This is a genomic window from Streptomyces sp. NPDC049577 (assembly GCF_040675635.1).
In the GTDB taxonomy this organism is placed as follows: Bacteria; Actinomycetota; Actinomycetes; order Streptomycetales; family Streptomycetaceae; genus Streptomyces.
The window spans coordinates 1-17,597 of record NZ_JBFAPH010000013.1; the positions used below are offsets into that span (position 1 = coordinate 1).

The 17,597-nt window shown below is 70.7% G+C and carries 20 protein-coding genes; 5 read left to right on the plus strand and 15 right to left on the minus strand.

All coding sequences use genetic code 11. The annotated features are described in order from the left end of the window. Positions 1-229 precede the first annotated feature (229 nt). From AB0K09_RS03270 to AB0K09_RS03290, 5 genes are all read right to left on the minus strand, one after another. Complete coding sequence (locus tag AB0K09_RS03270) at positions 230-586, minus strand: SH3 domain-containing protein (RefSeq protein WP_366063526.1); 357 nt, start codon at positions 584-586, stop codon at positions 230-232. A 185-nt stretch (positions 587-771) separates the two neighbouring features. Next, a complete protein-coding gene (locus tag AB0K09_RS03275) occupies positions 772-2,091 on the minus strand; it encodes a dicarboxylate/amino acid:cation symporter (RefSeq protein ID WP_366063527.1) in 1,320 nt (439 codons plus the stop codon). A 193-nt stretch (positions 2,092-2,284) separates the two neighbouring features. Beyond that, positions 2,285-2,572, minus strand: a complete 288-nt coding sequence (locus AB0K09_RS03280; protein ID WP_366063528.1) for a DUF4229 domain-containing protein — start codon at positions 2,570-2,572, stop codon at positions 2,285-2,287. A gap of 80 nt (positions 2,573-2,652) precedes the next feature. After that, positions 2,653-3,816, minus strand: coding sequence for an aminofutalosine synthase MqnE (mqnE, locus tag AB0K09_RS03285; RefSeq protein WP_366063529.1), 1,164 nt, complete (start codon positions 3,814-3,816; stop codon positions 2,653-2,655). A 123-nt stretch (positions 3,817-3,939) separates the two neighbouring features. Continuing rightward, positions 3,940-4,395 (minus strand): Lrp/AsnC family transcriptional regulator, encoded by a 456-nt coding sequence (locus AB0K09_RS03290; RefSeq protein WP_366063530.1) that lies wholly within the window; start codon positions 4,393-4,395, stop codon positions 3,940-3,942. 132 nt (positions 4,396-4,527) lie between these two features. Here AB0K09_RS03290 and AB0K09_RS03295 point away from each other — a divergent pair, with 132 nt between their 5' ends. After that, the gene (locus AB0K09_RS03295; protein ID WP_366063531.1) at positions 4,528-4,668 is read left to right on the plus strand and encodes a hypothetical protein; all 141 of its coding nucleotides are present in this window, start codon (positions 4,528-4,530) and stop codon (positions 4,666-4,668) included. Here AB0K09_RS03295 and AB0K09_RS03300 read toward each other — a convergent pair. The 3 genes from AB0K09_RS03300 to AB0K09_RS03310 all read right to left on the minus strand — a co-directional run bounded on the left by AB0K09_RS03300 (position 4,665) and on the right by AB0K09_RS03310 (position 7,841). Then, positions 4,665-5,315: a UbiX family flavin prenyltransferase gene (locus AB0K09_RS03300; RefSeq protein WP_366063532.1), complete on the minus strand. Its 651-nt coding sequence runs from the start codon at positions 5,313-5,315 to the stop codon at positions 4,665-4,667. The two genes, AB0K09_RS03295 and AB0K09_RS03300, sit on opposite strands and share 4 nt — an antisense overlap. An 86-nt stretch (positions 5,316-5,401) precedes the next feature. Beyond that, positions 5,402-6,304 carry a menaquinone biosynthesis prenyltransferase MqnP gene (mqnP, locus tag AB0K09_RS03305; protein WP_366063533.1) on the minus strand — a complete coding sequence of 301 codons (903 nt, stop codon included), beginning with the start codon at positions 6,302-6,304 and terminating at the stop codon, positions 5,402-5,404. A gap of 82 nt (positions 6,305-6,386) precedes the next feature. Then, a complete protein-coding gene (locus AB0K09_RS03310) occupies positions 6,387-7,841 on the minus strand; it encodes a menaquinone biosynthesis decarboxylase (RefSeq protein WP_366063534.1) in 1,455 nt (484 codons plus the stop codon). A gap of 88 nt (positions 7,842-7,929) precedes the next feature. Here AB0K09_RS03310 and AB0K09_RS03315 point away from each other — a divergent pair, with 88 nt between their 5' ends. Continuing rightward, positions 7,930-8,217 carry a PLD nuclease N-terminal domain-containing protein gene (locus AB0K09_RS03315; protein ID WP_366063535.1) on the plus strand — a complete coding sequence of 96 codons (288 nt, stop codon included), beginning with the start codon at positions 7,930-7,932 and terminating at the stop codon, positions 8,215-8,217. Here the strand turns inward: AB0K09_RS03315 and AB0K09_RS03320 are convergent. The 7 genes from AB0K09_RS03320 to hemL all read right to left on the minus strand — a co-directional run bounded on the left by AB0K09_RS03320 (position 8,214) and on the right by hemL (position 15,279). After that, positions 8,214-8,753 carry an SRPBCC domain-containing protein gene (locus AB0K09_RS03320; protein WP_366063536.1) on the minus strand — a complete coding sequence of 180 codons (540 nt, stop codon included), beginning with the start codon at positions 8,751-8,753 and terminating at the stop codon, positions 8,214-8,216. The two genes, AB0K09_RS03315 and AB0K09_RS03320, sit on opposite strands and share 4 nt — an antisense overlap. A 121-nt stretch (positions 8,754-8,874) precedes the next feature. Further along, positions 8,875-9,960 (minus strand): c-type cytochrome biogenesis protein CcsB, encoded by a 1,086-nt coding sequence (gene ccsB, locus AB0K09_RS03325; RefSeq protein ID WP_366063560.1) that lies wholly within the window; start codon positions 9,958-9,960, stop codon positions 8,875-8,877. Then, the gene (locus AB0K09_RS03330; RefSeq protein ID WP_366063537.1) at positions 9,960-11,759 is read right to left on the minus strand and encodes a cytochrome c biogenesis protein ResB; all 1,800 of its coding nucleotides are present in this window, start codon (positions 11,757-11,759) and stop codon (positions 9,960-9,962) included. The genes ccsB and AB0K09_RS03330 overlap by 1 nt, the downstream gene beginning before the upstream one ends. Positions 11,760-11,763: 4 nt before the next feature. Continuing rightward, the gene (locus AB0K09_RS03335; protein WP_366063538.1) at positions 11,764-12,534 is read right to left on the minus strand and encodes a cytochrome c biogenesis protein CcdA; all 771 of its coding nucleotides are present in this window, start codon (positions 12,532-12,534) and stop codon (positions 11,764-11,766) included. A 4-nt stretch (positions 12,535-12,538) separates the two neighbouring features. Continuing rightward, positions 12,539-13,162 carry a TlpA disulfide reductase family protein gene (locus AB0K09_RS03340; RefSeq protein WP_366063539.1) on the minus strand — a complete coding sequence of 208 codons (624 nt, stop codon included), beginning with the start codon at positions 13,160-13,162 and terminating at the stop codon, positions 12,539-12,541. A 98-nt stretch (positions 13,163-13,260) separates the two neighbouring features. Beyond that, positions 13,261-13,908, minus strand: coding sequence for a histidine phosphatase family protein (locus tag AB0K09_RS03345; protein WP_366063561.1), 648 nt, complete (start codon positions 13,906-13,908; stop codon positions 13,261-13,263). 48 nt (positions 13,909-13,956) lie between these two features. Further along, entirely contained in the window at positions 13,957-15,279 is a 1,323-nt protein-coding gene (hemL, locus tag AB0K09_RS03350) for a glutamate-1-semialdehyde 2,1-aminomutase (RefSeq protein WP_366063540.1), read from the minus strand. 128 nt (positions 15,280-15,407) lie between these two features. Here hemL and AB0K09_RS03355 point away from each other — a divergent pair, with 128 nt between their 5' ends. The 3 genes from AB0K09_RS03355 to AB0K09_RS03365 all read left to right on the plus strand — a co-directional run bounded on the left by AB0K09_RS03355 (position 15,408) and on the right by AB0K09_RS03365 (position 17,359). Further along, entirely contained in the window at positions 15,408-16,091 is a 684-nt protein-coding gene (locus tag AB0K09_RS03355; protein WP_366063541.1) for a hypothetical protein, read from the plus strand. Positions 16,092-16,172: 81 nt separating this feature from the next. Further along, a complete protein-coding gene (locus AB0K09_RS03360) occupies positions 16,173-16,940 on the plus strand; it encodes an SDR family NAD(P)-dependent oxidoreductase (RefSeq protein ID WP_366063542.1) in 768 nt (255 codons plus the stop codon). A 29-nt stretch (positions 16,941-16,969) separates the two neighbouring features. After that, positions 16,970-17,359, plus strand: a complete 390-nt coding sequence (locus tag AB0K09_RS03365) for a VOC family protein (RefSeq protein WP_366063543.1) — start codon at positions 16,970-16,972, stop codon at positions 17,357-17,359. Positions 17,360-17,597: the final 238 nt, after the last annotated feature.

A 17,597-nucleotide genomic window follows, 5' to 3' on the forward strand; every position in this document is an offset into this window, starting at 1 on the left:
GTCCTGCATCTGCCGCTCACGCACGGCGCGCGGCATGCGCTTGACCTTGCCGGCTCGCTTGCGCCCGCCCCCGGGCCTGACCCGGGCCGCTCCGGCCGGGTCGGTCTGTGCGGTCTGTGCAGTCGTCACGACAAACATCCCTCCGCCCCCGTCACAATACCGGCAGGTAATATCACAGGGCGGAGGGACGTCAAGGGTCGTTATCAGGCCACGGCCCGGGCCGCGCGCCTCAGCCGCAGAACGGCGGGATGATGTTCTTGTGGGCCACCCAGCCGCGCTTGCCCTTGGACAGGCCGCCCTTGCTCTTCGCCTTCAGCTCGATGTAGTCCCAGCCGCCGGACGACTTCAGGATGCGGATCGGGTCCCCGAAGTACAGCTGACCGATCACCCCGCCCGAGGTGCTCGCCTTGGTCCGCAGCCGGGTGCCGTCGGTGTAGATGTAGGCGTTGTCCTCGTGGCACGCCGCAGCGGCCTTGACGGCCTGCGGGGCGACCGCGGGCGTGGCGGCCTGGGCGGCCGGAGCGGCCAGACCGGCGGTGGCGCCGATGAGGGCGACGGTCGAGAGCGCGAGGGATATGCGTCGCACGGATCCTCCGGAAGTGGTTCTCGTGGTGCGGATCGCGGCGGACGCCGCGAGATCACCTGATCACCTTAGGAGCCCGGAGAGAACCATCCGGTTCTGATCTTGTCACGCCCCTGTCACGACCTGCGCGGCCGTTTGCGCGCGCCGCACCCCCGGACTCACCGAGTCCGGGGGTGCGCCGCTCGCGTTCACGCCGCGGCCAGGACGGCCGCCTCCGGCTCCTCGGCGTCGTCCAGCTTCGAGCCGTCCGCCGTCTCGTACGCCGCGCGGTCCAGGATGCCCTCACGGGCGGAGACCAGGATCGGTACGACCGACTGGCCGGCGACATTGGTCGCCGTGCGCATCATGTCCACGATCGGGTCTATCGCCAGCAGCAGGCCCACGCCCGCCATCGGCAGGCCCAGCGTCGACAGGGTGAGGGTCAGCATGACCGTCGCGCCCGTCAGGCCGGCGGTGGCGGCCGAGCCGATGACGGAGACGAAGGCGATCAGGACGTAGTCGCGGACCGCCAGGTCCACGCCGAAGACCTGGGCCACGAAGATGGCGGCGATCGCCGGGTAGATCGAGGCGCAGCCGTCCATCTTGGTCGTCGAGCCGAACGGCACCGCGAAGGAGGCGTACTCCTTCGGCACGCCGAGGCGCTCGGTGACCTTCTGGGTCAGCGGCATGGTGCCGACCGAGGAGCGGGAGACGAAGGCCAGCTGGATGGCGGGCCAGGCGCCCCGGAAGAAGCGCAGCGGGCTGACCTTGGCGACCGTGGCGAGCAGCAGCGGGTAGACGCCGAAGAGGATGATCGCGCAGCCGACGTAGATGTCCGCGGTGAAGGTCGCGTACTTGCCGATCAGGTCCCAGCCGTACTTGGAGATCGCCTTGCCGACCAGGCCGAGGCTGCCGAGCGGGGCGAGGCGGATGACCCACCACAGGGCCTTCTGGAGCAGCTCCAGGACGGAGTGGCTGAGGTCGAGGACCGGCTTGGCCTTCTCGCCGATCCGGAGCACGGCGACGCCGAGGACGGCGGCCATGAAGACGATCTGGAGGACGTTCAGCTGGGTGAACGGCGTGATCACGTCGGTCGGGACGATGCCCGTGAGGAAGTCCAGCCAGGAGCCGTGCTTCTTGGGCTCGGCGCCGTCGGCGGCGGTCAGGCCGGTGCCGGAGCCGGGGTGGGTGAGCAGGCCGATGGCGAGGCCGATGACCACCGCGATCAGCGAGGTGATCATGAACCAGAGCAGGGTGCGGGTCGCCAGCCGGGCGGCGTTGGAGACGTTCCGCAGGTTGGTGATCGACACCAGGATCGCGAAGAAGACCAGCGGGGCGACGACGACCATCAGCAGCTGGACGAAGATCCCGCCGATCTTGTCGAGCGTGGTCTGCAGCCAGCCGATGTCACCGCTGCGGGCGGCCCAGCCGAGCAGCGCGCCCAGCACGAGGCCGAGCAGGATCTGGGCCCAGAACGGGACCTTGGGTATGCGGCGTCGCGTGGACGCGGCGGAGGACGCGGGGGACACGGATGACAACGCAATCTCCGGAGGTCGGGCGGGGGACGGACACCACGGTAACAAGCATGCTTTGAGCACCCAAAAGGAACGCTTTGAGGCGCCGGCACATGAATACGCGAACGCCCCGCGCCGGAACGGTTGTTCCGGGGCGGGGCGCCCGAGTGGTGTGACGAGGCTTACACGCCGTCCTTGCGCGCCGTCCTTAGGCGCCGTCCTCCTGGCCCGCGTTGGCGGCGATGCGCGCCTTGGCGCGGTCCACGCGGTCCGCGATCTGCTCGGACATGGCGTCGCGCTGCTTGCGCAGCAGCACGAAGCTGAGCGGCGCGGAGATCACGAGCGCGAGCAGCACCATCCACACGATGTTCGAGTTGCCGACCCCGAGCGGGATCACGTGCACGTAGCAGAGAACCCAGACGACGGCGAAGCAGACGATGAGCAGGCCGAACCGCATGGCGGTGTAGCGGAGCGAGGCGAACTTCTGGCTACTCACGGACAGACCTTCTTCTAGGGCGGCAACCGGATGGATCCCCTCCAGTCAAGCACGACCGGAAAGGATCAAAACGGACGGTGTCAGACCCGCATCGGCTGCGGCGACTCGCGGCGCAGCGGGTCCGGGCCCGGGTACTCCCGGATGATCTCGTAGCGGGTGTTGCGCTCCACGGGCCGGAAGCCGGCGTCGCGGATGAGTTCCAGCAGGTCGTCGCGGGTCAGCTTGTTCGGTGTGCCGTAGTTGTCCGCGTCGTGCGTGATCTTGTACTCGACGACCGAGCCGTCCATGTCGTCCGCGCCGTGCTGCAGCGCGAGCTGGGCGGTCTGCACGCCGTGCATGACCCAGAACACCTTCACGTGCGGCACGTTGTCGAAGAGCAGCCGGGAGACGGCGAAGGTCTTCAGGGCCTCGGCGCCGGTGGCCATCGTGGTCCGGGCCTGGAGCCGGTTGCGGATCTTGCCGTCCTTCATGTCCACGAAGTCGTGCTGGTAGCGCAGCGGGATGAAGACCTGGAAGCCGTTCGTCTCGTCCTGGAGCTCGCGCAGCCGCAGCACGTGGTCCACCCGGTGACGCGGCTCCTCGATGTGCCCGTAGAGCATCGTGCAGGGCGTCTTGAGGCCCTTGGAGTGCGCGAGGCGGTGGATGCGCGACCAGTCCTCCCAGTGGGTGTCGTGGTCGACGATGTGCTGCCGCACCTCCCAGTCGAAGATCTCCGCGCCGCCGCCGGTCAGTGACTCCAGACCGGCGTCGATCAGCTCGTCGAGGATCTCCGAGGCGGGCAGCCCGGAGATCTTCTCGAAGTGCTGGATCTCGGTGGCGGTGAACGCCTTCAGCGAGACGTCCGGCAGCGCCTCCTTCAGCGCCCGCAGGGACCGCGGGTAGTAGCGCCAGGGCAGCGTCGGGTGCAGGCCGTTGACGATGTGCAGCTCGGTGAGGTTCTCGCTCTCCATCGCCTTGGCGAGGCGGACGGCCTCCTCGATGCGCATCGTGTACGCGTCCTTCTCGCCCGGCTTGCGCTGGAACGAGCAGTAGGCGCAGGACGCCGTGCACACGTTGGTCATGTTGAGGTGCCGGTTGACGTTGAAGTGCACCACGTCGCCGTTCTTGCGCGTGCGCACCTCGTGGGCCAGACCGCCCAGCCACGCCAGATCGTCCGACGCGTAGAGGGCGATGCCGTCCTCGCGGGTCAGCCGCTCTCCGGCGAGGACCTTCTCCTCCAGCTCGCGCTTGAGCCCCGCGTCCATTCGGCGCCTCCCATACCTCTACGTTCCGGGCCTCCCCGAGCGTACTCCCCCCTCCTCCGGCCGGGAGGGGCCCCCATCCGCAACCTCCCCCGGCCACCGCCGGGGGTGCCCCGCACGCGGTCGCTACGCGTTCTCGGGCAGCTCGCCGACCCGGTTCTCCCACTTGGTCGACAGCACGATCGTGGTGCGCGTACGGCTGACGCCCTTGGTGCCGGACAGCCGGCGGATGGTGCGCTCCAGCCCGTCCACGTCCCCCACCCGCACCTTGAGCATGTACGAGTCGTCGCCCGCGATGAACCAGCAGTCCTCGATCTCCTCGAGGTCACGCAGCCGGCGCGCCACGTCCTCGTGGTCGGCGGCGTCCGAGAGCTGGATGCCGATCAGGGCGGTGACCCCGAGGCCGAGCGACGCGGCGTTGACGGTCGCGCGGTAGCCCGTGATGACGCCGGCCGCCTCCAGCCGGTTGATCCGGTCCGTGACGCTCGGCCCGGAGAGGCCCACGAGCCGGCCCAGCTCCGCGTACGAGGCCCGGCCGTTCTCCCGGAGGGCCTGGATGAGCTGCCTGTCCACCGCGTCCATTGCCTGGCACCTTTCAATAGTCAGCAAACTCAGCCGTTTGCGTGTAGAATCTAAGGCATACGAGGGCCGAGGCCCCGTAAATCTTTCGCCACATCAGTGAATCAACGACGATCCTTCAGAAGTGGAGACCCCGTGTACTCGATCGAGATGGCCTACGCCCGCATGCGCGAGCTGCAGGACCAGGCCAACCGCTCGCGTGCCAACACCATCCCGACGACCGGTTCGCGCCGCGCCGGGGCCGCCCTCCGCGCCCTGCGCGCCAAGAAGCGCTAACCCTCACCACGAGAGCCGCTCGCACCACCGAGCTCTCCCTTCCACCGGCGGTACAGCCGATGCGGCACCCCTGCCGCGTCCAGCGCCCGCCCGGCGACGAAGTCCACCAGGTCCTGGATGTGCGTCGCCCCCGCATAGAACGCCGGCGAGGCGGGCAGCACCACGGCGCCCGCATCGTCGAGCGCCACCAGCTGTCTGAGCGTCTGACCGCTCAGCGGCGTTTCGCGCACCGCGACGATCAACGGCCGCCGCTCCTTCAGCGTCACGCTCGCGGCCCGCTGCAACAGATCCTTCGAGAGCCCGAGCGCCACACCGGCCACACAGGCCGTGCTCGCCGGCACGATCAGCATCCCCTTCACCGGGTACGAACCCGAGGACGGCCCCGCCGCGAGATCACCGGCCGGCCAGTACCGCACGCGCTCCAGCACCTCGACGGCGACGTCGTACGTCCCCGGCTTCCCGTCCGCGCCCAGCGCGAGCCACTCCCGCAGGTCCCGCCGCCAGTGCGCGTCCCGGAACGCGATCCCCGTCTCGTCCAGCAGCGTCAGCCGCGACGCCCGGCTGACGACCAGGTCGACGGCCTCCCCGGCATCCAGCAGCCCGCGCACCACGGCGGCGGCATACGGCGTCCCGGACGCGCCTGACACCCCGACGACCCAAGGGGTACGGGGCGTCGGGGGCGTCGTCTCCTCATACGGCTCCACAACGCCTGAGCCTAGCCCCGGCGGGCGCCCTAGACGCCCAGCCCCCGCACCAGCAGATCCAGCAGCGCGCAGCCGAACAGCGCGATCCCGATGAAACCGTTCACCGTGAAGAACGCCCGGTTCAGACGCGACAGGTCGTGCGGCCGGACGATCGAGTGCTCGTAGAGGAACGCCCCCGCCACCACCACGAGCCCCGTCCAGAAGAACGCGCCCGCGTGCGTCATCAGCGCGTACCAGACCAGCAGCCCCGTCGTCACCACGTGGCACACCCGCGCCCCGTACAGCGCCGCCGGGATCCCGAACCGCGCCGGCGTGGACTTCACGCCGTGCGCCCGGTCCGCCGCCACGTCCTGGCAGGCGAAGATCAGGTCGAAGCCGCCGATCCACACACCGACCGCCAGCCCCAGCACCATCGCGTCCCAGGACCACTGCCCGGTCACCGCGAGCCAGGCCCCGACCGGGCCCATCGCCTGGGCCAGGCCCAGGATCGCGTGCGGGAAGTTCGTGAAGCGCTTGCCGTACGGATAGACGACCATCGGCACGACCGCGATCGGCGCGAGCGCCAGGCACAGCGGATTCAGCAGCGCCGCCGCGCCGAGGAAGAACACGACGGCGACCAGCGCGCCCGTCCACGCCGAGCGCACGGACACCGCCCCGGTCACGATCTCCCGGTTCGCGGTGCGCGGGTTCCGGGCGTCGATCTCACGGTCGATGATGCGGTTGCACGCCATGGCGAAGGTCCGCAGACCCACCATCGCGACGGTGACGAGGAAGAGCTTCCACCAGTCGACGCGCTCGTCCTTCTGGTACATCGCCGTCAGCGAGGCGATGTACGCGAAGGGCAGGGCGAAGACCGAGTGCTCGATCATGACCAGGCGCAGGAACGCCTTGGTCCTGCCCGGCTGCGGTACGGCGGCAGCGGCGGAACTCACAGTCCGTACTCCGGTTCATCCCCGCAGCTGCGGGGAGCAGAGCCTGCCCCCGCGCTGCCCACCGACACCATGACATGGCCCCTCACAGTCCATACTCCTTCCAGCGCCGCGTCACCCGTTCGGCGACGTCCGGGTCCGACTCGACCATGTGCGGCCAGCCGCCGTCACGCGTGTAGCCCTCTTCCGGCCACTTCGCCGTGGCGTCGATGCCCGCCTTGCCGCCCCAGAACTGCTGGTAGGAGGCGTGGTCGAGGTGGTCGACCGGGCCCTCGACGACCGTCAGGTCGCGCGCGTAGTCGACGTTGCCCAGCGCCCGCCAGGACACCTCGTGCAGGTCGTGCACGTCGCAGTCCGCGTCCACGACCACGATCAGCTTGGTCAGCGACATCATGTGCGCACCCCAGATCGCGTGCATGACCTTCTGGGCGTGCTTGGGGTACTTCTTGTCGATCGAGACGATCGCGCAGTTGTGGAAGCCGCCGGACTCCGGCAGGTGGTAGTCCACGATGTCCGGCACGATGATCTTCAGGAGCGGGAGGAAGAACCGCTCGGTGGCCCGCCCCAGCGGGCCGTCCTCCGTCGGCGGACGGCCGACGACGATCGACTGGAGCAGCGGCCGGCGCCGCATCGTCACGCAGTCGATGGTGAGCGCCGGGAAGTCCTCCTGCGGCGTGTAGAAGCCGGTGTGGTCGCCGAAGGGCCCCTCCGGCAGCATCCTGCCGGGCTCCAGCCAGCCCTCCAGCACGACCTCGGCATGGGCCGGGACCTGGAGCGGCACCGTCTTGCAGTCGACCATCTCGATCCGCTTGCCCGCCACGAAGCCGGCGAAGAGGTACTCGTCGATGTCCCCGGGCAGCGGCGCCGTCGACGCGTACGTCACGGCCGGCGGGCAGCCGAACGCGATCGCGACCGGCAGCCGCTCCCCGCGCCGGGCCGCCACCTGGTAGTGGTTGCGGCTGTCCTTGTGGATCTGCCAGTGCATGCCGATGGTGCGCTTGTCGTGGCGCTGGAGCCGGTACAGGCCCAGATTGCGCACACCGCTCTCGGGGTGCTTGGTGTGGGTGAGGCCGAGGTTGAAGAACGAGCCGCCGTCCTCGGGCCAGGTGAAGAGCGCGGGCAGCGCGTCCAGGTCGACGTCGTCGCCGGTGAGCACGACCTCCTGGACGGGCGCGTCGCCCTTCACCTTCCGCGGCGGCACGTGCGCCATCGCGCCGAGCTTGCCGAAGGCCTCCCGCATGCCGACGAAACCGTGCGGCAGCTCCGGCTTGAGCAGCCCGCCGACCTTCTCGCCGATCTCGTCGTACGAGCGCAGGCCGAGCGCCTTGAGCAGCCGGCGGTCGGTGCCGTAGACGTTCATGGCGAGCGGCATCGCCGAGCCCTTGACGTTCTCGAAGAGCAGCGCCGGCCCGCCCGCCTTGTTCACCCTGTCGACGATCTCCCCGACCTCCAGGTACGGGTCGACTTCGGCCTTGATGCGCTTGAGGTCGCCGTCGCGCTCCAGAGCCCGGAGAAACGAGCGAAGATCGTCATAAGCCATGCGTTCCAGTATCGAGCACGCACTACGCTGGGTCCGTCACGGGGGCCGCCACGCGGCCCGCAGCACCGCACCACGGGGGTCCGCCGCCATGCTCAGGTATCTGCCGTTCCTGCTGGTCCTGGCCCTGTGGATCTACACGTTCATCGACTGCCTGAACACGCCCGAGGACGAGGTGCGGGGCATGCCGAAGCTGATGTGGGTCTTCGTGATCCTGCTCTTCGGCGAGGTGCTGATCGGTCCCGTCGCCTGGCTCGTCGCGGGCCGCCCCCGGGCCGCCGGCGCCACGCGGGGCCGGCAGCAGTGGGTCGCCCCGGACGACAACCCGGAGTTCCTGCGCTCCCTGAAGCCGCAGCGTCCCGACGAGGACACCCCCTAGCGGCCCGGCGGCCCGCCCTGCCCGCCCCGTTCGTAGCGCTCCCGTAGCTGCGCCCACCGCTCGCGCGTCCAGGTGGACCAGTCGGCCGGGTGCCCGCCGAGCGCCTGCAACAGGTACTCGAAGTGGTGATGCCAGCCCGCCAGGCAGTCCAGCCGCACGTCCTCCGGCCCGCTGAGCTCGTTGGTGAAGTGCAGCAGCGTCCCGCCGACGCCCAGCGGCCCCGGCTCCAGCTCGAAGCGGATGCGCCCGTGGATCTCGACCGTGTACTCCACGACGCGCGGCGGGTCCCACACCGTCACCCGGCCGGGAGCGACCGTCGCGTGCCCCCGGGCGTCGGTGTTCTGCCACCGCAGCGTGATCGCCCCGCCCTCCCGCGGCTCGAACGGCTCGGCGGCGGCCAGCCAGGTCGGCAGCCCCTCGGGCGTGGCGATGGCCTCCCACACCTCGTCGACGGGGTAGGGGATGGACAGCTCGTAGTGCAGGGTGTGGGTGTCACCCTTGCTCTCGGACGCGCCGTAGGGGGAGGGGATCTCCATACCCCCAGCTCTAACATGGCCCGCCGGGGATCGCGCGCCGGTCGCGGGGCCAGTTGGACGAAGGCCCGCTTCCCCCGAACGGGGGAGCGGGCCTTCGTCCACGTGCGCTGCGCGGCGGGCGTCACACCCCCGCGTAGGAGTGCTTGCCGCTCAGCAGGATGTTGACGCCGTAGTAGTTGAACAGGTAGCAGGCGAAGGCCAGCAGGGCCAGGTAGGCCGCCTTGCGGCCCTTCCAGCCGGCCGTGGCGCGGGCGTGCAGGTAGCAGGCGTAGGCGACCCAGGTGATGAAGGACCAGACCTCCTTGGGGTCCCAGCCCCAGTAGCGGCCCCAGGCGGCCTCGGCCCAGATCGCGCCCGCGATGATCGTGAAGGTCCACAGCGGGAAGACCGTGGCGTTGATGCGGTACGCGAACTTGTCGAGCGTCGCGGCCGAGGGCAGCCGGGAGAGGACGTTGCCCCACGCGCCGCCGCTCTCGCGGCCCGCCGCGAGACGGGCCTCGTAGGAGTCGCGGAAGAGGTAGAAGAACGTGGAGACCGCGCCGACGTACAGCGCCGCGCCGGAGAGGATGGCGCAGGAGACGTGGATCCACAGCCAGTAGGAGTGGAGCGCGGGCACCAGCTGGTCGCTGGCGGTGTAGAGCACGGAGACGGCCAGGCCGAGGTCGAGCAGGACCGAGGTGACCAGCGGCAGACCGAGCCAGCGGATGTTCTTCTTCGCGGCCAGCAGACCCAGGTAGACGCCGACGGCGACCATGGCGAAGGTCGTGGAGAACTCGTACATGTTGCCCCACGGCGCCCGCTCCACCGACAGGGCGCGGGTGAGCACGCCGCCGAAGTGGAGGACGAAGGCCAGCACCGTCAGGGAGATGGCGATCCGCCCGTAGAGGTCGCCCTTCTCGCTGGTGCCGGCGGCGCCGGGACCGTCCGGGACATCGCGGCTGCCGGGGGCCCGGCGGGTGACGACCTTGGGCCGCTCCAGCACGGCCGTACCGCCGCCGCGCTGCTCGGCACCGCGCGCGGTGACCGTGACGGCGGGCCGCGCCTCGGCGCCGATCGCGGCGGCGGTGCGGGCGACGGCGCTGCGGCTGCCGAACACCCACTCGGCGATGTGCGCGAGGAAGGCGAGGGTGTAGACGGCCATCGCCGAATAGATCAGCACATTGCTGATGTGGGCCAGATTCTCGTTGGCTGCGGCAGCGAGGGGGATCACGCGCGCGCTCCTTCGGATGCGGACGATGCCGGTTCGGACGTCTGAACGGTCTCTTCGGGCTCTTCGGCGGGCTCGTCGCCCGGCTCACCGGCGGCGGGCGGAGCATCCGGCTGGAGCGCCACCGCGATGTCGGCGAGCTCCTCCGGCAGCCGCGCGGACTCGCTGCGGCCGAGGCCGGCCAGCTCCACGACCGTACGGCCGTCCGCCGCCCGCACCGCCCGCACCCACACCCGGCGGCGCTGGATGAACAGCGAGCCGGCCAGGCCCAGGAGCGCGGCGACCGCGCCCGCGAGGGCCAGGTCGTTGCCCGGCTTCTGGGAGACCTGGAAGGTGGCCCACTGCTTGATGCCGTCGAACTTCACGGTGCCCGCCCCGCCGGGCAGGGTCATGGTCTCGCCGGGCTTGAGCAGATCGGCGAACGGGCTGCCGTCCGGCTTGGTGAACTGCTTCATCTTGGACGTGTCGAGCTGGTACACGCTCTGCGGCACGCCCGAGTCGATGCCCAGGCTGCCCCGGTAGGCGGTCAGCACCAGCACCGGATTGTCCAGGGCCGGGAACTGGGACATCATCGTGCCGGTCCGCAGGTCCAGCGTGGGCACGAAGTTGCCCTGGAAACCGAGCTGGTCCTTGTTCCCGTTCCTGTCCCGGTAGTCGGGCACCTTCAGCACCGTCGTCTCGGTGACGTTGCTGTCCAGCGGCAGCGACGGCACCGGGCCCCGGAAGGCCACGTTGCCCTGCCCGTCCCGGACGGTCACGACCGGGGCGTAGCCGTGGCCGATCAGATAGACCTTGGACCCGGCCGTCTCCAGCGGCTCGTTGACCTTGATCGAGGTCTTGCGCGGCGTGCCGTCCGGGCCGTCCCAGTAGGTGATGTGGGCCTCGTAGTCGCGCGGCGTCCCCTTCTGCGGGCCCGTGCGCTCGTAGGTGCCCGAGAAGCCGTCCAGCGTGAAGCCGAAGGAATCCAGGTCGTCGGCCCGGAAGAGGGAGCCGGACTTGAAGTCGTCGTACTGGGTGAGGGTGTTGGAGAAGCCGTCGCCCTCGACGACCAGCTTGCCGCCCTCGGACTTCCACAGCTGCCCGGAGGCGAACGCCACCAGCAGCACGATCAGGGAGATGTGGAACAGCAGATTGCCGGCCTCGCGCAGATAGCCCTTCTCGGACCCCACCGCGTCGGCGGACCGCTCGACGCGGAACCGCCGGCGCCGCAGCACCTTCTCCGCCGCCGCCAGCACCGCCTCCGGCTCCGCATCCGTGCGCCAGGTGGCGTGCGCGGGCATCCGGTCCAGCCGGCGCGGCGCGGCCGGCGGCCGGCCGCGCAGCTGCCCGACGAACTGCCAGGTACGCGGAACGATGCAGCCGATCAGCGAGACGAACAGCAGGATGTAGATCGCCGAGAACCACACCGAGCTGTAGACGTGGAAGAGCCCGAGCTTCTCGTAGACGGGCGTGAGCGACTTGTGCGCGTCCTTCCACGTCTGCGCCTTGACCTCGTCGACGCTCGACTGCGGCACCAGGGAGCCGGGGATCGTGGCCAGGGAGAGCAGGAAGAGCAGGATCAGCGCGACCCGCATCGAGGTCAGCTGCCGCCACACCCAGCGCACCCAGCCGACCGCCTCGCGGACCGCCCAGGCCACCGCGCCGAACACGCCCGGCCGGCGCACACCGCCGAACGAGCCGGGCACGGCCGTACCCCGGTCCTCCGCCGGTGCCGTGGAGAGCGGCGCGCCGCCGTCCGGGGCGCCGGCCGCCTCGTCCTCGTCCCGCTCGGGCGCGTTGGTGCTGTCCTTGTCGGTCATCGTCCTAGATCCCGGGGGTGTATTGGCTCGACCACGTCTGCAACTCACCGACCATGCTGTCCCACACCCCGGTGACCAGCAGCACGCCGACCACCACGAGCATGCCGCCGCCGACCCGCATGACCCACGCGTAGTGCCGCTTGACCCAGCCGAAGGCACCCAGCGCCCGCCGGAAGGCCAGCGCCGCCAGCACGAACGGCACCCCCAGGCCCAGACAGTAGGCGAGCGTCAGCAGCGCGCCGCGACCGGCGCTGGCCTGGCTGAACGACAGCGACTGCACGGCGGCGAGCGTCGGCCCGATGCACGGCGTCCAGCCCACCCCGAACAGCACACCGAGCAGCGGGGCACCCGCCAGCCCCATCGCGGGCCGGGTGTGGAAACGGAACTCGCGCTGCCCGAACAGACCGAAGACGCCCATGAAGCTCAGCCCCATGACGATCGTCAGCGCGCCGAGCACGGTGCTGATCGTCCCCTTGTACTGCTGCAACGTATTGCCGAAGAACCCGAACAACGCGCCCGCGGAGACGAAGACGGCGGAGAAACCGAGCACGAAGAGGGACGACCCGGCCAGCATCCGGCCGCGCCGCGCCTCGGCCAGGTCCGCACCCGTCACCCCGGTGACGTACGAGAGGTAGCCGGGCACCAGGGGCAGGACGCACGGCGAGAAGAACGAGACCAGGCCACCGAGCAGCGCCACCGGCAGTGCCAGCAGCAGCGCCCCGGACAGGACGGTCTGGTTGAGCTCGCCGGCCGCGGCGAGGGTGGCGGCGGTCACGGGGTCACTTCTCCGCGACCAGCGGATCGAGGGCCGCCCGCAGCCCATCCTCACCCAGCGCCTGGAGCGCCCGGGCCGCGATCCGCCCGTTCCGGTCGATGAAGATCGTCGACGGGATGGCCTGCGGATTCAGACTGCCCTTGGGAAAACGCAGCAGCAGCTTCCCCGAGGAGTCGTACAGGCTCGGGTACGGAACCTGGAACTCCTTCTCGAAGGCCACCGCCGGAGCCGGGTCGGGGTCGCGCGTGTCGAGCCCGACGAACTGCACGCCCTTGTCCTTGTAGTCGTTCGCGACGGCCACCAGGTTCTTCGCCTCGGCCCGGCAGGGCGAGCACCAGGAACCCCAGACGTTCAGCACGACGACCTTGCCCTTGAAGTCCTTCGCGACGTCGAGGTCCTTGCCGTCGAGCGTCTTCCCGGACAGCTCGGGGGCCTCCTGCCGGGCACCGCGGTCCTCGACCACGCTCACCCCGCCCGAACCCTGCACGAACTGCGTACCGCCGCCGCTGCCCTTGGTGCCGCCCGAACCACACGCGCCGAGCGTCAGGGCCGCGAGGGCGGCACCGGCTGCCAGCAGGGTGGTGCGCCGGCGTGAACGGGGGCGTCGAAAGGCGCGGCGGGTACTCATGTGAAAAGTTTCGCATGGGCGATTCAGGGATCTTCCGCACCCCCCTCGCGGGCCGGCCGGCGCGGCGCCCACGGCCCGCGCGGCCGGCCCGGACACCCTCACGCGCCGAATGCCTTGGCGCCGCCCTTGACCGGCTTCGCCCCGGCCAGCAGATGCCTGGGCACCAGATCACGCGCCGGCTCGCTGTACCCGACCGAGACGATCCGGTCACCGCGGTACGTGAACGACGTCAGGCTCGCCAGCGTGCACTGCCGCTTGCGCGGGTCGTGCCACAGCCGGCGCTTCTCCACGAAGCTCCGCACGATCCAGATCGGCAGCTGGTGGCTCACACACACCGCCTCGTGACCACGCGCCGCGTCCTTCGCCGCGTCCAGCGCGCCCATCATCCGCACGACCTGCTCCACATACGGCTCGCCCCACGACGGCCGGAACGGATTCGTCAGATGCCGCCAGTTCGCCGGCTTGCGCAGCGCCCCGTCGCCCACCCCGAAGGTCTTCCCCTCGAAGACGTTCTCCGCCTCGATCAGCCGCTCGTCCGTGGCGATCTCCAGGCCGTGCGTCTTGGCCACCGGCGCCGCCGTCTCCTGCGCCCGCTCCAGCGGCGACGACACCACATACGTGATGTCCCGCTCCGCCAGGTGCTCCGCCACCCGGTCCGCCATCCGCCGGCCGAGATCCGACAGGTGGTAGCCGGCCCGGCGGCCGTACAGCACACCCTCCGGGTTGTGGACCTCACCATGCCGCATCAGATGCACCACGGTGATGTCACTGTCGCTCTTCTTCACCGGTCTCCCCTACTCAGTGGCCTCGGCAGCGGCCCGCGCCGCCGCCGGCAACGCGGCCGCCACCCGCTCGATCGCCGCGGCGTCGTGCGCCGACGACACGAACCAGGACTCGAAGGCCGACGGCGGCAGATACACACCCTGCGCCAGCATCGAATGGAAGAAGGCGTTGAAACGGAACGCCTCCTGGGTCTTCGCCGAGGCGTAGTCGACGACCTCGGCCTCCGTGAAGAACACCGAGAACATGTTCCCCGCCGTCTGCAGCCGGTGCGCCACGCCCTCCTTCGCCAGCGCCGCCGTCACCAGGCCACGGATCTCCGCCGACACCGCGTCCACCCGCTCGTACGCCGCATCGTCCAGCAGCCGCAGCTGCGCCAGACCCGCCGCCGTCGCCACCGGGTTACCCGACAGCGTGCCCGCCTGGTAGACCGGGCCCGCCGGCGCCAGGTGCGCCATGACGTCCGCCCGGCCACCGAAGGCCGCCGCCGGGAAGCCGCCGCCCATCACCTTGCCGAACGTCATCAGATCCGGCCGGACCCCGTCGATGCCGAACCAGCCGGCCTTCGAGACCCGGAAACCGGTCATCACCTCGTCCGAGATGAACAGCGCGCCGTTCTCCTCGCACACCGCCTTCAGCCCCGCGTTGAAGCCCGGCAGCGGCGGCACGACGCCCATGTTGCCCGGCGACGCCTCGGTGATCACACACGCGATCTCGCCCGGGTGCGCGTGGAAGGCCGCCCGCACCGCGTCCAGATCGTTGTACGGCAGCACGATCGTTTCGCCCGCCTGCGCACCCGTGACACCGGGCGTGTCCGGCAGCCCGAACGTCGCCACGCCCGAGCCCGCCGCCGCCAGCAGCGCGTCCACGTGACCGTGGTAGCAGCCCGCGAACTTGATCACCTTGGCCCGGCCGGTGAAACCGCGCGCCAGCCGGATGGCCGACATCGTCGCCTCGGTCCCGGACGACACCAGCCGCACCTGCTCGACCGGCGCCACCCGCGCGACGATCTCCTCCGCCAGCGCGACCTCGCCCTCACCGGGCGTGCCGAACGAGGTACCGCGCGCCACGGCCTCCTGCACCGCGGCGATCACCTCCGGGTGCGCGTGGCCGAGGATCATCGGCCCCCACGAGCACACGAGGTCCACATACTCCCGGCCATCCGCGTCCGTGAGGTACGGACCGGAACCGGACACCATGAACCGGGGCGTACCACCCACGGCACGGAACGCTCGCACCGGAGAGTTCACGCCACCGGGCGTCACGACCGCCGCGCGGTCGAATAGCGTCTGCGAGACTGGGGCGTCATACGGGTATGGATAGCTCACGCCAGCCATGGTCTCAGAGCCGCGCGCGCCGTCGCGTCCGGGCGTTTCGCACGGCGCCGACGGGGGAGGTCTCTGAGACGATGATCTGGTTGCGCGGCGGGGGCTGTGCTGCGTGAAAAAAGCGGTCGGGTGGAGATATGCATCGCGGTGGCGGACTGGGCGAGGGCACCGATGACCTGGGCCCCGATCGAGCCCGGCGTTCCCCCGGTGGCCGGCACCGGCGCGACGGACAGCGCGGGGAGGCCCCCGAGGGCCGCCGCGCCGAGCGACGCGCCGACCGCCGCGAGGACCGCACCCCGCCCCCCGGCGAAACGCCCGGCGACGAATCCGGCGACAAGACCGTCGACAAGGCCGTCGACGACGCCCTGATCAGGAGTAGCCGCGTGGGGGTGACCTACAAGTACTTCGGGGCCCCCAACGGCGCCACCGCCGCGCGCGTCCCGCTGTCCATGCGTCCCGAGGAGCTCGGCGGCGACGAACTGGGCATGGGCGGCATGTTCACCCGCATCAAGCCGGAGACCGTCGCCGCCATGGTCCTCACCGGCATCGAGGGCATACCCCTGCACAAAGTGCCCCCACTGGAACTGGTCGTCCTCCACCCCGACTACGCCGTCGTCAAGCTCCCCATGACCGTCGTCGACCCCCTCCGCGGCATCGGCGAGGAATCCGTCGGCGCCGCCGCCTTCATCTGGTCCACCGTCCCCGACCGCGGCGGCCCGCGCGACGCCTTCACCGTCTACCGCCTGCTCCACGAATGGCAGGACTTCTCCCACCGGCTGCACGAAGCCGGCCACGAGCCCTACTGCCTGGTCTGGCCCTAGCCCGGGCAGGGCCACGGGCCCGGCATATCCTGCGACCGACCCGCCGTGACCGCAGGGACACCGCCGCCCAGGAGGCCCACCATGAGCACCCGCACCGCCGTCATCACCGGCGCGAGCAGCGGCATCGGCGCCGCCACCGCTCGCCAGCTGGCCGCCGCCGGCTACCGCGTCATCCTCACCGCCCGCCGCAAGGACCGCATCGACGCCCTCGTCGAGGAACTCACCGCCGAGGGCTACGAAGCCGTCGCCTACGAACTCGACGTCACCGACCGCACCGCCGTCGACGCCTTCGCCGCCTTCCTCGACACCTTCGACTCCGTCGACGTCCTGGTCAACAACGCCGGCGGCGCCCTCGGCGCCGACCCCGTCGCCACCGCCGACCCCGCCGACTGGCGCACCATGTACGACGTCAACGTCCTCGGCGTCCTGCACGTCACCCAGGCCCTCCTCCCCCGCCTGCGCCAGGGCGACGAGGGCGGCACGGTCCTCGTCGTCTCCTCCACCGCCGGACTCGCCACCTACGAGGGCGGCGGCGGATACGTCGCCGCCAAGCACGGCGCCCACGTCATCGCGGAAACGCTCCGCCTGGAACTGTGCGGCGAGCCCGTCCGCGTCATCGAGATCGCCCCCGGCATGGTCCGCACCGACGAATTCGCCCTCACCCGCTTCCGCGGCGACCAGAACAAGGCCGCCGCCGTCTACACCGGGGTCGCCGAACCGTTGACAGCCGAGGACGTCGCAGAAACGATCACCTGGGCGGTCACCCGGCCGCCGCACGTCAACATCGACCTGCTCGTCGTCCGCCCCCGCGCCCAGGCCTCCAACTACAAGGTCCACCGCGAGCGCTGACACACGGGCCCCGTCGCAGGGGAGAGACCATGCGCGTCATCGACTTCGACCACCTCGTCCTGAACGTCACGGACGCCGAACGGGCCCTGGCCTTCTACTGCGGCCCGCTCGGCCTGGAGCCCGTCCGCGTCGAGGAATGGCGCGCGGGCGAGGTCCCCTTCCCCTCCGTCCGGGTCTCCCCCACCACGATCATCGACCTCGTCGAGCGCGAGCGCGGCGAGTCCAACGTCGACCACCTCTGCCTGGTCGTCGAGCCCCTCGACTGGCAGTCCGTCATCGACGCCGGCACCTTCGACGTCCTCCGCGGCCCCAGCACCAACTTCGGCGCCCGCGGCCTCGCGGAGTCCCTCTACGTCCGTGACCCGGACGGCAACACGGTCGAGCTGCGCTGGTACCCGCAGGACGCCGAGCAGTCCTAACCGGAAGCAGCGCGTACGCACACGCGACGCGCGCTCGCGAGTTCGAGTGACGCCCCGCCGCTTCCGCCGACGCCCAGCGCCGCCAGACCAAGGAGGCGTACGAGCGGTACGTCGCGGCCTACGGGGCGCTGTCGCGACCGCGGCAGCAGCAGAACACCAGCGTCGAGACCGAGGGCGGCGAGCGCGAGCACCGGCTCACCGCCTGGGGCTACTTCCTCAACGATCCGCAGTCATACGA